Origin of the sequence: Sebaldella termitidis ATCC 33386, assembly GCF_000024405.1 — a bacterium.
GTDB classification, from domain to species: Bacteria; Fusobacteriota; Fusobacteriia; order Fusobacteriales; family Leptotrichiaceae; genus Sebaldella; species Sebaldella termitidis.
Window position 1 is genome coordinate 4,001,524 of sequence record NC_013517.1, and the last position, 14,655, is coordinate 4,016,178.

The following is a 14,655-nucleotide window of genomic DNA, read 5'->3' on the forward strand; positions in this document are numbered from 1 at the left end:
CATTATTAATTTAACACTGCTTTAGTAAAATTTATTTATTTTCCATTTTTTGCAATACACATTTTATATTAGAACATAACATAATATTATTTTTACATAATATCAAAAAAAGCTGCCCTTATTAAGAGCAGCCTGTGTTTTTATCCTTTTATTTTATTAACGATTTTTTCTACTGTAAATCCATATTCTTCTATTACTTTTCCTGCCGGTGCTGATGCTCCGAATGTATCTATTCCTATTGCCAGTCCGTCCATTCCTACATATTTATGCCATCCGAATGTCGATCCCATCTCAAGTGATACTCTGTTTCTTACTCCTTTTGGAAGGATACTTTCCTTATACTCACAGCTCTGTCTTTCAAAAAGCTCCATACTCGGCATACTTACTACCCTTACTGATTCTCCTGCTTTTTCCAGTTCCTTTGCTGCTCCCACTGCCAGAGATACTTCTGATCCTGTTGCTATTATTATTCTTCCAAAATCTTTGTTTGTCTCGTAAGATACATATGCTCCCTTTGCTACATCTTCCATTGACGAACCTTCTGTTACATCCAGATTCTGTCTGCTTAATACTAAAAGTGTCGGTGTCTTCTTACTTTCTGCAGCTACCTTCCATGCTCCCTGTGTTTCTCTGCTGTCTGCTGGTCTTATTACATTTATATTCGGAATTGCTCTTAAACCTGCAAGCTGTTCTATCGGTTCATGTGTCGGACCGTCTTCCCCTACTGCTATACTGTCATGAGTAAGTACATAAGTTACCGGTAATCCCATTAATGCTGATAATCTTATTGCTGCCTTCACATAGTCACTGAATACAAAGAATGTTCCCCCGAATGTCTTCAGTCCTCCGTGTAATACCATTCCGTTCAGTATCGCTCCCATTGCAAATTCTCTTACTCCAAACTGAATATTTCTGTTTTCTCTGTGCTCTGCGTCAAACAGTCCTTCTCCTTTTATCATTGTCATATTTGAATGTGCTAAGTCTGCCGAGCCTCCTATGAAATTCGGTATCTGTCCTGCTATTGCATTTATCGCATCATTTGATGCATTTCTTGTTGCCTGTGAATGTCCTGCTTCATATGCCGGGAATTCTATCTTTATATTATCAAATAATGTTCCTGCCGCTATTTCTTCTATCTCTTTTCCCAGCTCAGGATATTTTTCCTTATACTTTCCTACAAGGGCTTTCCATTCCTCTGACTTTGCTGTTCCTCTTTCTGCTACTGATTTCTTATAGTCCTCATATACCTCTGCCGGAACTTCAAATGCTTCATAGTCCCATTTCAGATATTCTCTTAATCCTTTTGTTTCTTCTGCTCCCAAAGGTGCCCCGTGTGAACTGTTCTTTCCTGCTTTTGTCGGTGCTCCGTATCCTATTACTGTTTTTATCTCTATTAATGTCGGCTTTGTTACATCTTTCTTTGCTTCTTTTATTGCCGCATCTATTGCTCCAAGATCATTGCCGTCTTTTACCGTTAGTACCTGCCAGCCGTAAGCTTCATATCTCTTAGCCACATCTTCTGTAAATGTTTCTCTTGTTTCACCATCAAGACATATATCATTGGAATCATAAAGTACTACCAGTTTCCCCAGCTTCTGTACTCCTGCAAATGAACTTGCCTCTCCGCTCACACCTTCCATAAGATCTCCGTCTCCGCAGATTACATATGTAAAGTGATCTATTATATTCATATCTTCTTTATTATATTTTTTCGCAAGATGTGTTTCTGCCAGTGCCATTCCCACTGCTGTGGCAATTCCCTGTCCAAGGGGACCTGTTGTCGTGTCCACTCCTTTTGTATGTCCGAACTCAGGATGTCCTGGTGTCTTAGAACCCCACTGTCTGAAATTCTTTATGTCTTCCATAAACACATCAAAACCGCTTAAATGTAATAATGAATATATTAACATCGATCCGTGTCCTGCTGACAGTACAAATCTGTCTCTGTTCAGCCATTCAGGTTCTTTTGGATTCACGTTAAGGTGTTCGCTCCAAAGTGTGTACGCCATAGGTGCCGCACCTAATACTATTCCGGGATGTCCTGACTTTGACTTCTCTATCGCATCCACTCCCAGCATTCTTATTGCATCTACTGACAATTGTTTTACATTTTTTTCCATTTAGCCATCTCCTCTTTTCCTTTTTTTAGTTTTCTTCTTTATTTTTCAAATTTCTTATCTGTTCTACGGCTGTTTTTATACTTTTTCCATATTTCTTATCTGTGTAAGCTTTATTATAAAGATCATCAATATTTTCTCCCAATATTTCGGACAAATCCTTGAATCTGCTGAAAGTGCTGAATCCTCTCATAATTTTGCTGTCTATAACTGTCCCGCCTGCATCGGAACACAGTATGACGGCACAGCCTGAAAAAGCTCCCTTTGCCACGCCGAATCCTACATCTCCTTTTTGCCTTAATTCTATCAGCATCTGGGTATAATTTTTGGACTGCAGATATATAAAATATCTCTGAAGTGCCATGGCTATTACCACAAGTATTATTATATAAATATAATTCATAGTCTATTCACCTTTTTCTATATAGTTTTCTATCTCCTTAGCAATACTGTAGTTAGTTACCAGTACATCCAGAAATTTACCGTTCAATGCACCAATTACCGCATCTGTCTTTTCTACTCCTGCTGCGGCTCCGATTACTGTTCTTATTTTCTTCAGATCATCAAGCTCTATTCCTATAACTCTTTCATTAAATTCAAAATTGTAATTTTCCCCGCTTTTATTGTAGAACTGCAGACATATATCCCCCACTACATTATTCTGCTTAAACTCTTCCAGCTCTGTTTTATTAAAATAGCCTGTTTTCATCATTGTAGACTCCTGACTCAGCGGTGTTCCTATTCCCACCATGGCAATATCGCATTTTTTTCCGTATGAAATTATATCTGAAATATTTTTTTCTTTCAAAAATTCATTTTTTATCTCTTTTTTGGAAACAACTGCCGGTGCATGAAGAAGCTTAAATTCCCCTCCGTATTTTTTTACAAAATCAAGAACAATATCATTCGGATGTATTTCCTGCTGTATTTGTCCGGTTCCTCCTATCAGCGGAAGAAACGTAAGATTCAGATTCTGCCTTTTAGTTACATAATCCACTACGAGTTTTATTGTAGTTCCCATAGAAAAGCCTATTATATTATCTTTTTCAAGGACTCTGTCAAAATATTCCGCAGCAGCTTTTGCCACTTCCTTTTTTTGGATATATTCATCATTTTCATCAGGCACTATTATTACTTCCCTGAGTTCGTATCTTTTTTCCAGCTTTTCTGCAAGGTCAAAATAGTCATTGTTAAAAGGGTTTACAAGTTCCAGTTTTACTATCCCCTGTTCTTTTCCTCCTTTTAGAAGTCTTGCCACTGTTGGTCTTGATATCCCAAGGATTTCAGCTATCTCATTCTGTGTATAGCCTTCTTCATAATATAATTTGCATGTCTTGTATATCATTGCTAATTCGTCTGTTATTTTTTTCACACTCTACCTCCAATTAGCTACAAAGCTTGTATTTTTGACTTAGTATGCATTTATCTTTTGTTCTTATGCATTACATATGTAATCATTATATAGCTTATTTTTTCATTTGTCAAATAATAAAACTACCAATCTTTAGCTATTGATTTTATATCTGTTACTTTTCCGGTGTGTTAGGGATATATTATTTTTGTTGTACAGCCTGATATGCTTTTGACAGAAGACGGAACGGAAATCTTCATGTAATTTCCGTTTATCTTCTTTATTTACAGCCTTAAATAATTACATCCAAAATTTCTTCTTCAGAAAATCCTGAGAAATATTCACTAACATTTACTGTCTTCAAATATTCCGCTATTTCACTTATCATATATTTTTTTCCTTTCAAGCCACTTTCCAAATCTTCTATTTCCCTGCTTGAAAAGAAATCTCCATATAGTTTTATATTTTCTATAAGTCCGTCTTTTAATTTTATATAGCTTTCTACCTTTCCGGCAGTATATTTTCTCTGTCTGTGAATGTCCGCTTCAGGTGATTCGCCATAATTCCATTCCCATTTGTCATATTTTTCTTTTTTCAGCTTCTCTATCTCTTTTTTGTCATTTTCAGTAAGAACATACTCCTCAAATTCTTCCATTCTGTTTTTCATATGTTCAAATAAGGCAACTTTAAAATCTGAAACTTCCTTTATCTTACTGTCTTCCCCTATATAATCCTTTATGTTGGCTACCCTGCTTTTTATTGATTTCAGACCCTTTGATTCGATTTTATCCTTTGATACCTTCAAACTGTTTACCAGCTCTTCCATTTCGCTGTTAAATAATAAAGTTCCGTGATGCAGAATTTTTTTCTTAAAAATATATTGGGCATTTCCAGAGAATTTTTTACCATCTATTGCCAGATCATTTCTGCTGTTAAATTCCGCTTTTATTCCTAATTCACCCAGAAGATCAACTATAGGTCTTGTAAAAAAGCTGAAATCAAAATCAGCAAGATCCTTTTTTTCCTGTATAAAAGAAAAATTTATATTTCCCAGATCGTGATAAACTGCTCCTCCTCCTGACATACGTCTTACTACATGTATTCCCTTTTTTTCCACATAATCAAGATTAATTTCAGATATGGTATTCTGGTGCTTTCCTATTACTATAGTAGGTTCATTCTGCCATAAGAAAAAATACTCGCCGTCAAGATTTTTCAGCACATACTCTTCAAGTGCAAGATTATATCTGGGGTTATTATTTTCATTAATTATATATTTCATTCCGGACCTCTTTTCCATTATCTAAATTTATATATAAAACAAACAGGATATCCAGTCTGTTAACGATATTCTGCCGGACTGTCCTTCTTTATTTTATACATCGATTTACACAGATATTCAGAATAATTTTCTGTTTCCTAAAAATATACATAATACTAGAAAATTATAGCATAGAAACTATAAAACTATATTTAAAATAAAAAATTTTCTGCATAATATTTTATTATATTCTGAATCTGTATTAGACAGATTTCTCCAAACCCTTTATTTCACAATACTAAATTCTAAAAAAAACAAGGAACTCATACAAAATTTATTTTTATTTTGAAGTAGTCCCTTGTTTATTATTTATATGAATGGGGAATTCATTATTTTTTCTTCGGCAGATGAAGAGCCTTTCCAAGACAGTCAGCACATGCCTCCAGTATTGCTTCCGAGAATGTAGGGTGCGCATAGATCAGCTCTGAAGCTTCCTCTATTGTTATCTCCATTTCCATCAAGATTACTCCCGCACTTATCATCTCTGTTGCCTTACTCCCTATTACATGCACTCCCAGTATCTCTCCGTAATTATCATCACAGATTACCTTTACAAATCCTTCTTCCTCACTTGAAGCTATCGCTCTCCCGTTGGCTCCAAAGTTAAATCTTCCTGTTCTTATCTTTCCGTATTTCTTTAACGCTTCTTCTTCTGTCAGTCCCACTGATGCTATCTCTGGAAGAGTATACACACATTTCGGCGTATTATCCAGTCTTACCTCTTCTCTTCCTCCCAGTGCATTTCCTGCTGCCGTTTCTCCCATCTTAAAGGCTGAATGGGCTAACATCGATAATCCATTTATATCTCCTGCTGCATAAACTCCCGCTATACTTGTTTCCATATATTCATTTACTATAAGCCTTCCTCTGTCCTGCTTTATTTCCAATCCATCCACACAGCTTAGGTCTGCCTCTCTTCCTATTGAGAAAAGTACATAGTCGCTGCTTAAGCTCTCTCCGCTCTTTAATACTGTCTCTATCTCTTTTCCCTTATCCTTAAATCCTGTTACCTGTTTATCTGTCAGAAGCTTTATCCCTTTTTTCTTAAATATCTTTTCCAGCTCCTGTGATATCTCCTTATCATTGAAAGGTAAAAGGTTTGACATTGCTTCCACTATTGTTACTTCTGTTCCGTATCCTCTGAATATCTCCGCAAACTCACAGCCTATTACTCCTCCTCCGACTATAACCAGTCTTTCAGGTACTTTATTAAGGTCTAGTATCGTTGTACTTGTCAGTATCTTATCACTGTCTATTCCGGGTATATTCAGATATCTTGTTTTTGATCCTCCTGCAAGGATTATCTTCTTACCTTTCAGTACCTGTCCGTCTTCCAGTGTTACTTTCTTTCCTTCTCCAAGCTTTCCTGCTGTACTGTATACATCTACGCCGTAGCTTCTCAGCAAGCCTCCCACTCCCTGTGAAAGCTTCTTTGTTACCTTATTCTTAAATTCCACTGCCTTTGTCAGATCTGATATATTCTTTGTTACCTTTATATCCAGTCCTCTTGACTCTGCTTTTTCTGCTTCTTCCAATATTTCTATATTCTTTATATATGTTTTGGTAGGAATACAGCCTCTGTTCAGACATGTTCCTCCAAGCTCTCTTTTTTCTACTAAAGCTGTTTTGGCTCCAAGCTGGGATGCCTTGTTGGCTGATATATATCCTGCCGGTCCTCCGCCTATTACTATTACATCATATTCTTTTTCATCTGATGTCTTTGTTTCGGTCTTTACTTCCTCTTTCTTTTCTGCTTCTTTTACTTCGCTTACACTTTCTCCTTTTTCTCCAATATAGCCTATTACTGTAAATACCGGCAGTACTTCATTCTCAAATCTTACTTTCTTTAGAAGATAACCCGAGCTCTCGGCTTCTACCTCCATATTTACTTTATCTGTCAGTATTTCGACTATTGGTTCCCCTTCTTTTATGGCTTCTCCTTCTTCCTTCAGCCACTTTATTATAGTTCCTTCTTCCATTGACATTCCTGCTTTAGGCATTATTATTTCTACTGACATATTATTCCTTTCTATCCTATTATATTAACAGACTATAAGGGTCTTCTATTAATTTCTTTACATACTGCATAAACTCTGCTCCAAGTGCTCCGTCTATTACTCTGTGATCAAATGTTGCACTAAGGTAAATTACTTTCTTTACTGATATTTTTCCTGCTTTTGCCACAGGCTTTTCTTCTATTGTTCCTACTCCTATTATACAGCTGTTTGGCTGGTTTATTATCGGATTAAAGTAATGAACTCCATACATTCCAAGATTGCTTAATGTTATTGTACTTCCGCTCTGTTCTGCTGCTCCCAGTTTTCCTTCTCTTGCTTTTTTGATCAGATCTTTTCCTTCTGTAAGTATATTTCTTATTCCTTTATCTTCTGTATTCTTTACTACAGGCACCATTAATACCCCGTTCCCTGATACTGCAAAGCCTACATTTATCTCTTTATGACAAAGGATTCCTTTATCTGTTAATGATACATTTATATCCGGGTATTTTCTTACTCCTCTGCTTACTGCCAGAATAAGAAGATCATTTATTGTCAGCTTTTCTCCTGTTTCATCCATCAGCGGTGCGGCTATTTTATCTTTCAGTTTTAGTAATTTATTTACTCCTACTTCTATATTAAGTGTAAATGTCGGTGCTGAGAACTGACTTTCTGTCATTCTGTCCCCTATTACTTTTCTTATTCCTGAATATGGTTTCAGCTCTGCTTCTTTTGATATTATTTCCGGAGCTGCATTAAGAACAAGATCTCTTTTGAATATCTTTCCTTTTGCTCCTGTTCCGCTTATACCGTCCAGGTCTATTCCTTCCTGTCCTGCTATTTTTCTTGCAAGAGGAGTAGCCTTTACTGTACTTCCTGCTGCGAAGCTTTCCACATCTGCAAGCTGGACTCTTCCTTTCGGTCCTGAGCCTGGTATATCCCCGAGGTTCAGATTATTATCTCTTGCTTTCTTTCTTGCTGCTGGTGTTGCCCTGTTTAGTTTATCTGACTGCATAAGAGATTTATTAAAGAAGACAGAGTTTTCTTCTGTTTCCTTTTTGTCAGGTTTCTTTTCATCCTTGATTACTTCCGCTGTTTTGGCTTTTTCTTCTCTTTCACTTACGGTTTCACCTTTCTCACCTATATATCCTATTACTGTAAATACCGGCAGCACTTCATCTTCAAATCTTACTTTTTTTATCAGAAAACCTGAGCTTTCAGCCTCTACTTCCATATTAACCTTATCTGTTAATATTTCTACTATAGGCTCCCCTTCTTTTATTTCATCTCCTTCACTTTTCAGCCATTTTACTATTGTTCCTTCTTCCATTGACATTCCTGCCTTTGGCATTATTATCTCTACTGACATGTTTCCTCCTTCTTAGAAAGTTCTAAAAGCGGTTTTCTTTTATTTTCTGTTCATTGCCTTATATATTGCTTCTGTTATATCTTCCTTACTTGGTACTACATAGGCTTCCAGCTTAGGGTTATATGGTATAGGTGTATTTTTTCCCGAAAGTCTTATTATCTCTGAATCAAGATAATCAAATGCTTCGCTTTCCACTACTTCTGATACTATTTCCCCTGCATAGCTTCCTCTTTTTACCGCTTCATTAACTACTATAAGTCTTCCTGTTTTGATTACAGAATTCTTTATTGTTTCTATATCAAGAGGTACAAGTGTTCTCGGATCAATTACTTCTACATCTATTCCGTCTTTTGCTGCTTCTTCTGCTGCTTCAAGAACTCTCGGAAGCATTCTTCCATATGTAACTACAGTAACATCTTTACCGGTTCTTTTTATATCAGCAACACCTAAAGGGATAGTATATTCTTCCTCAGGTACTTCGCCTTTTGTTCTGTACAGAAGCTTCTGTTCCACGAAGATAACAGGATTATTATCTCTGATAGAACTTTTTAGAAGACCTTTTACATCATAAGGTGTAGAAGGTGCAACAACTTTCAGTCCCGGAATATGACAGAACCATGCTTCCAGACTTTGTGAATGCTGGGCGGCAGCTCCTGTACCTGATCCTGCAGGACATCTTAATACAAAGGGAACCTGTGCTTTACCGCCGAACATATATCTCATTTTAGCTGCCTGGTTAACAATGGCATCCATAGCAATAGTAGAAAAGTCCATAAACATAAGTTCTGCTATTGGTCTCATACCTGTAACTGCCGATCCAGCAGCAGCACCGGCAATAACTGCTTCAGATATCGGAGTATCTCTTACTCTCTCTTCACCGAATTCATCTATCATTCCTACAGATACACCAAAGGCTCCGCCGTATATACCTACATCTTCCCCTAACAGATATACATTTTCATCCCTTCTCATTTCTTCCGACATAGCTTCTCTGATTGCTTCTGCATATGTTATTTCTCTCATTTTTTTCCTCCTAGTGTTTTGTCTAACTTAATTTCAAAAAACATAGACCTCTTAATGTCAAAACACTTGTGCCCCAAGCTGACTCTCATATTTTAAAATACAGATAAGGCAGGGTGCTAGTGTTTTGTCTAACTTAATTTCAAAAAACATAGACCTCTCAATGTCAAAACACTTGTGCCCCAACCCGACACTCATATTTCAAAATGCGGATAAAACAGGGTGCTTGTGTTCTTGCTTACTTTTTATGCTTAATCAGCATATACATCAGTCAATGCTGTTTCCAATTCAGGATCAGGTGAATTATTAGCAAATTCCACTGCCTTTTCTATATCTGCCTTAGCCTGTTCCTCTATTGCAGTTAATTCCGCCTCTTTAAATATTTTTTCGCTTACAAGATACTTTTTCATTCTTTCTATAGGGTCCTTTGATTTCCAGTCCTCTATTTCTTCCTTTGTTCTGTATACATTGGCATCACTCTTTGAGTGTCCGAGCCATCTGTAAGTTTTGCTTTCCACAAGTACAGGTCCGTTTCCTTCCCTTACATACTTAAATATTTCAAGCATTTTATCATAAAGTCCCACAGCATCATTTCCGTCAACTATATGTCCGGGAATACCGTAGCTTGATGCTCTGTCTGCGATATTTGTAATATTCATGTGTCTTTCCATTGACATAGACATACCGTAAAGATTGTTTTCGCAATAAAAGATAACAGGAAGCTTCCATATCGATGCCAGATTAAGAGCCTCATGAAAACTGCCTTCATTAGCAGCACCATCCCCAAAAAAGCAAAGTACAATTTTTCCTGTTTTTTTCATTTGCTGTGTTAATGCAGCACCTACCGAGAGACCATGTCCTCCACCCACTACACCGTTAGCTCCGAGATTTCCAGAATCAATATCGGCAATGTGCATAGAACCGCCTTTACCTTTACAGTAACCCGTAGCCTTACCAAGAAGCTCGGCCATCATTTTATTAAGGTCTACTCCTTTACCTATTACCTGACTGTGTCCTCTGTGTGTAGAAGTAATTAAGTCGCCGTCTTCAAGTGCCATGCAGGGAGCTACTCCCGAGGCTTCCTCACCCATAGAAAGGTGTGTAGTTCCGTGAACCATTCCTCTTGAAAAGAACCATGATACTTTTTGTTCAAAGGCTCTTGCCTCATTCATTCTTTTGTACATTTCTCGATATGTTTCTTTTTTTACTTTCATTTCTCTCTCTCCTTTGCTTTTTCATTCTTGAATTCCCACTTTTAACCGATACTTATTTTTACACAGACTTTCCCCTGATAAAACCCGGATTAAAAGAGAATATTTAAGAAGGAAAATCCTAAAAAGTTATTTTTATTGTTATAAATAACGGATCACTTCTTCACATACTGTTTTAATCCCGTTTTTTGTTTCTATTTCATTTCCTGATACCACGGGTACCTTTGTTTCTATATGGTTTTTACCTAATATTACTATTACGTCGGGAATCTTTGTTTCCTTATTTATTTCGTATACATTTCTCCCTCTTACTTCCACATCTATATTTCTTCCTCTGCAGTATTCCGATATTGTCTGCATTGTATAATTCATTTTTTTGACAGATACCCCTGCTGCCACTAATACTTTTTTCATACTATTTCCTCCCGAGCTCAGTATATATTTATGATATTTTTCTTTCCAATAATAACCCGTTTAATATAATAATTTTTTATTTTCTTTGAAACAAAAAGAGTATCCGGAAATTAAATTTTACTTTTTATTCCAATACTCTTTTTATTTACACAGACTCATAAATTTCCATATGAGTCTGTGCTTTCTGTAAAATTTAATTTTCTACAATTTGTCTTAATAATTTTTCTATATAAATACTATTTAAAACTTATATAATCTCCTATTTCAATCACCGGATGATTTTCTCCTGCAAGTTCGATCTGTCCCGGAACTTCTGCTTCAGACTTCCCTGTGAACTTAAATGTACAATGTCCCAGTTCTTTCAGAGTAAGCATAGCTTCTGTTCCTACAGCCGTTACTTTATATCCGTGTTTCCCGAGAATTATTTCATCTCCGACTTTTATATCTCTTTTTATTTCACCTTCTTCGTGCAAAACAGCTATTTCAGCCAGTTCCTCAGGTGCTATATCATCAAATATTATCAAACATCCGCATTCCTCGTATAATTCCATTGCGCTCATTCCGATTTTGTTAACCTTAACGTTATAATTCATGTACCTTTCCTTTCCGACTAAAATAATCCTATACTTGCTATATAAGCCAATACTACAGACAGCGGACCGGTTACCAGTCTTGAGAACAGTATTGCAGGTACCCCTACTTCTATTGTTTCAGCTTCTGCGTCTCCCAAGCTTAGTCCTACCGGTATAAAGTCACATCCTACCTGTGGATCAATAGCGAACAGTGCCGGTAATGCCAGTGATGCCGGTATAGTTCCAAGACCTATCTGAGTTCCTACCAACACTCCTACTACTTGAGCTATAACAGCTCCCGGACCTAATAATGGTGAAAATACAGGTATTGCACATATTATGGAAATTATAAGCAGTCCTATCATATTTCCTGCAAGCGGAGCAAGTTTGTTAGCTATGAAATCTCCTATTCCCGTACCCAGAATTATCCCTATTAGCATACTTGTAAAAGCCATAAACGGTAATATATTTTTTATTACAGTTTCTATTACTTCTCTACCTGATTGATAGAAAACAGCAATTACTCCGCCTGTAGCTTTTCCAAGTCTAGTCAGAAAACCTTCTTTTTCATACTTCGTATCTGCCAGCTTTTCTCTTGCTTCTTTTTTCAGTGCTTCACCTTTCTGCTTATTTGTCATTCCTTCCATAGCATCAGTTTCCGCAGCTGCAGTTACTTCTCCTTCTTCTGCAAGAGTTACGTTTTTATCTTTTACATCTGATACGTAAATATCTGAAGTTATATACTGCGCCAATGGACCAGCCTGTCCCACAGGCATTACATTTATAGTAAATATTCTTTTCTTTGGATACACGCCGCATCTTGCTGTTCCGCCGCAGTCTACTATTACCACCATTATTTCATCTTCAGGTACTCCCGTAACAAATCCGTTAACTATCTCGCAGCCAGTCAGTTCAGCCAGTTTATATGCTAAAGGATGAATTGTTTTCCCGGTTATACTTACTATCTTATTCTTTTTTTCAGTAGGAGTGATAATTAACGGACCACCCCATCCATTCGGACCTTTTTCTATTTTTACCGCTTTATACATACTCATCCTCCTCACCCAGCTTTAGCTACTTTTTTAGATTTTCTACCCATTAGTATAAGAGTTATTCTTTCTGTCAATACTCCTCTTATGAAAATAACCAGTATCCCCACAAGGAAATATCTTGTTGCAAGACCTGCTATTGGAAGCCCTAACTGTGTTATCCCGTTTGCGATTCCCATATAGACAAACAGCTCTCCTGCATTAGCATGCGGGAATAAACCTGTCACCGGGTGAACAAATGAAACTGCCGAATCATAAAATGCCGGTTTGTACTTTTCTTCAACGAATTTCCCAAAAGTGTAACACATTGGGTTAGTTAAAAATAATACTGCTAATATTGGTAGTAATGTATATCTTGTAATTATATTCTTAGATGCCCATCTAGCTGCTGTATTTACCCTTTCTTCCCCGATTAACTTTATAACAGCCGTTATTCCTGTCATCAATACCACAAGTAATGGAATTATTCCTGAAACCCAGCCGGCAAATACTTCTCCGCCTTGTTGGAACAAACCTATAAAGTGCGTTGCGATTTTTGATATAAAATCGATAATACCAAACATCCTAAACCTCCTATATTTTTAATTACTAGTTTCTGCATGATTAAAATTTCAAATATCAATGCCAAAACACCTGTACCCTGTTTTATACCCCAGTTCAAAATTATAGCAGACAAGGTACTAAAATTCAGATCCTCTTTTATGCACTAAGATTTTTACTGTATCTTTACAGATACATTTTCCGATAAAATTACAAGAATTTATTTATTCCTTTCTAAAAATTAACCAAATAATTTGTCCTGTACTCTTCTTAACTGCAGTATGAATGAACTTTCATCAAGCTCTACCATATCATAAGTTATTACTTCACCTTTTTTAACATCTTTTACCAGCTTTGTTTTTTTAGTTATCAATCCTACAGGAAGTGCGTTCATTTCTTTTGCTGTTTCATATACTTCCACCGAACCGTATACTGTATATCCTCCGATTCCGTCTAAGTTTTCTCCTGCTTTAAGATCTTTTTTAGCTATTGTAATTACTTCTGAAACAAGTCCTCCCATTGGTGCTATTGTAGCTTCATGGTCTATTACTGCTTTTGCAGCTGATAATGGTGTTTCAAGACTGCACAGGTGATATGGTCTGTATAAGATGTAGTTCGGCCCGTCTCCCATGTCCAGATATTTCATCTCTTTTCTTACTTCCTCCAGTTTGCTTGATACTACTACGAATACTCCTGGTGCTATTCCGTCTACGAAATCTACTACACCGTATTTACTAAGTATTCCTCCTTCTTCTTTCAGACTGAATACTTTTGGTACATCATTTACTTCACCTTTTATTCCGTGTGCTCCTCTTACATCAGGTATATATCCTGTAGAATTTGACATTACTGCTAATTCAACCATTGTTTTACTTCCTTCTTTAAATGAAGCAAGCATATGTGCACTGACTCCTCTTCTTTCAGCTTCTTCGGCTACTGTATCAGGATTACAGTCTTTATCAATTTTATTATTTTTTCCTTTTCCTATTACTCTTACATCGAATCCTGCTGCTTTTGCAAAATCATATAATTCTTTTGTTGCTGCAGGTTCGTCTCCTGCTGCTCCTGTATAAACTACTCCTGCATTATCAGCCAGTTTTTTTAATAATGGTCCGATAACTACATCAGTTTCAGCATTCAACATTACTAAGTGTTTTTTACCCATGATAGTATCAAGTGCTATCTTAGCCCCTACTTCTGTTACTCCTGTTGCTTCGATCAGAACTTCTATTTTTTTAGAATCTGTTACTACTTTCGAATCATCTGTTACAACAAAGTTTCCTTGTGCTATCCATTCATCAGCTTCACATGAGCATTTTGTATACTTTATTTTATCTTCGCTCACTCCTGCGTGCAGTAAAGCTTTTTTAGCCAGCTCTGTATTTATATCCACTACTATTGCAGGATTCATTCCTTCCATAAGATACATTTGGCTTACCATTCCCTGACCCATTTGTCCTGCACCTATTATTCCTGTAAGTATTGGTGTTCCGGCTTTCTCAAGCTTTTCCAGCTTATAGTTCAATCCTAACATAAACTTCCTCCTAAAATATATTTTTATTTTTACATTTGTTTTCACGTTTTACTTTTGATAATTAATTATACTTCATTTTTTACCATTGTCAATATTATTTTTCTTTTTGAAAACATCGTTAACATTTGTAAAAATATTCGTTTTATAATTAAAGGAAGTT

General features: G+C 36.5%; 13 protein-coding genes. All 13 read right to left on the reverse strand.

Features of this window, described 5'->3' with window-relative positions:
* Positions 1 to 140: 140 nt before the first annotated feature.
* A complete protein-coding gene (gene tkt / locus STERM_RS18670; RefSeq protein WP_012863181.1) occupies positions 141 to 2,120 on the reverse strand; it encodes a transketolase in 1,980 nt (659 codons plus the stop codon).
* Between the two features lie 25 nt (positions 2,121 to 2,145).
* Entirely contained in the window at positions 2,146 to 2,520 is a 375-nt protein-coding gene (locus STERM_RS18675; protein WP_012863182.1) for a transcriptional regulator GutM, read from the reverse strand.
* A 3-nt stretch (positions 2,521 to 2,523) separates the two neighbouring features.
* Positions 2,524 to 3,489, reverse strand: a complete 966-nt coding sequence (locus tag STERM_RS18680; protein WP_012863183.1) for a sugar-binding transcriptional regulator — start codon at positions 3,487 to 3,489, stop codon at positions 2,524 to 2,526.
* Positions 3,490 to 3,760: 271 nt separating this feature from the next.
* Positions 3,761 to 4,750: a lipoate--protein ligase gene (gene lplA / locus STERM_RS18685; protein WP_012863184.1), complete on the reverse strand. Its 990-nt coding sequence runs from the start codon at positions 4,748 to 4,750 to the stop codon at positions 3,761 to 3,763.
* 368 nt (positions 4,751 to 5,118) lie between these two features.
* Positions 5,119 to 6,807, reverse strand: a complete 1,689-nt coding sequence (lpdA, locus tag STERM_RS18690; RefSeq protein ID WP_012863185.1) for a dihydrolipoyl dehydrogenase — start codon at positions 6,805 to 6,807, stop codon at positions 5,119 to 5,121.
* Between the two features lie 19 nt (positions 6,808 to 6,826).
* Positions 6,827 to 8,155: a dihydrolipoamide acetyltransferase family protein gene (locus STERM_RS18695; RefSeq protein WP_012859515.1), complete on the reverse strand. Its 1,329-nt coding sequence runs from the start codon at positions 8,153 to 8,155 to the stop codon at positions 6,827 to 6,829.
* Positions 8,156 to 8,194: 39 nt separating this feature from the next.
* Positions 8,195 to 9,178 carry an alpha-ketoacid dehydrogenase subunit beta gene (locus STERM_RS18700; RefSeq protein ID WP_012859516.1) on the reverse strand — a complete coding sequence of 328 codons (984 nt, stop codon included), beginning with the start codon at positions 9,176 to 9,178 and terminating at the stop codon, positions 8,195 to 8,197.
* 248 nt (positions 9,179 to 9,426) lie between these two features.
* On the reverse strand, positions 9,427 to 10,389 hold the full coding sequence (locus STERM_RS18705; protein ID WP_012863186.1) for a thiamine pyrophosphate-dependent dehydrogenase E1 component subunit alpha: 963 nt from the start codon (positions 10,387 to 10,389) through the stop codon (positions 9,427 to 9,429).
* Between the two features lie 138 nt (positions 10,390 to 10,527).
* Positions 10,528 to 10,800, reverse strand: coding sequence for a hypothetical protein (locus STERM_RS18710; RefSeq protein ID WP_012863187.1), 273 nt, complete (start codon positions 10,798 to 10,800; stop codon positions 10,528 to 10,530).
* Positions 10,801 to 11,036: 236 nt separating this feature from the next.
* Positions 11,037 to 11,393, reverse strand: a complete 357-nt coding sequence (locus STERM_RS18715) for a PTS glucitol/sorbitol transporter subunit IIA (RefSeq protein WP_012863188.1) — start codon at positions 11,391 to 11,393, stop codon at positions 11,037 to 11,039.
* A gap of 17 nt (positions 11,394 to 11,410) precedes the next feature.
* Positions 11,411 to 12,421: a PTS glucitol/sorbitol transporter subunit IIB gene (gene srlE / locus STERM_RS18720; RefSeq protein WP_012863189.1), complete on the reverse strand. Its 1,011-nt coding sequence runs from the start codon at positions 12,419 to 12,421 to the stop codon at positions 11,411 to 11,413.
* A gap of 11 nt (positions 12,422 to 12,432) precedes the next feature.
* Positions 12,433 to 12,984, reverse strand: coding sequence for a PTS glucitol/sorbitol transporter subunit IIC (srlA, locus tag STERM_RS18725; protein ID WP_012863190.1), 552 nt, complete (start codon positions 12,982 to 12,984; stop codon positions 12,433 to 12,435).
* A gap of 218 nt (positions 12,985 to 13,202) precedes the next feature.
* Positions 13,203 to 14,495: an NAD(P)H-dependent oxidoreductase gene (locus STERM_RS18730; protein ID WP_012863191.1), complete on the reverse strand. Its 1,293-nt coding sequence runs from the start codon at positions 14,493 to 14,495 to the stop codon at positions 13,203 to 13,205.
* Positions 14,496 to 14,655: the final 160 nt, after the last annotated feature.

What these genes read in the sequence shown, in the direction of transcription:
- tkt (WP_012863181.1), bottom strand. Translation starts at nt 2,120, where the DNA reads ATGGAAAAAAATGTAAAACAATTGTCAGTAGATGCAATAAGAATGCTG.
- STERM_RS18675 (WP_012863182.1), bottom strand. Translation starts at nt 2,520, where the DNA reads ATGAATTATATTTATATAATAATACTTGTGGTAATAGCCATGGCACTT.
- lplA (WP_012863184.1), bottom strand. Translation starts at nt 4,750, where the DNA reads ATGAAATATATAATTAATGAAAATAATAACCCCAGATATAATCTTGCA.
- lpdA (WP_012863185.1), bottom strand. Translation starts at nt 6,807, where the DNA reads ATGTCAGTAGAAATAATAATGCCTAAAGCAGGAATGTCAATGGAAGAA.
- STERM_RS18695 (WP_012859515.1), bottom strand. Translation starts at nt 8,155, where the DNA reads ATGTCAGTAGAGATAATAATGCCAAAGGCAGGAATGTCAATGGAAGAA.
- STERM_RS18700 (WP_012859516.1), bottom strand. Translation starts at nt 9,178, where the DNA reads ATGAGAGAAATAACATATGCAGAAGCAATCAGAGAAGCTATGTCGGAA.
- STERM_RS18705 (WP_012863186.1), bottom strand. Translation starts at nt 10,389, where the DNA reads ATGAAAGTAAAAAAAGAAACATATCGAGAAATGTACAAAAGAATGAAT.
- STERM_RS18710 (WP_012863187.1), bottom strand. Translation starts at nt 10,800, where the DNA reads ATGAAAAAAGTATTAGTGGCAGCAGGGGTATCTGTCAAAAAAATGAAT.
- STERM_RS18715 (WP_012863188.1), bottom strand. Translation starts at nt 11,393, where the DNA reads ATGAATTATAACGTTAAGGTTAACAAAATCGGAATGAGCGCAATGGAA.
- srlE (WP_012863189.1), bottom strand. Translation starts at nt 12,421, where the DNA reads ATGTATAAAGCGGTAAAAATAGAAAAAGGTCCGAATGGATGGGGTGGT.
- srlA (WP_012863190.1), bottom strand. Translation starts at nt 12,984, where the DNA reads ATGTTTGGTATTATCGATTTTATATCAAAAATCGCAACGCACTTTATA.
- STERM_RS18730 (WP_012863191.1), bottom strand. Translation starts at nt 14,495, where the DNA reads ATGTTAGGATTGAACTATAAGCTGGAAAAGCTTGAGAAAGCCGGAACA.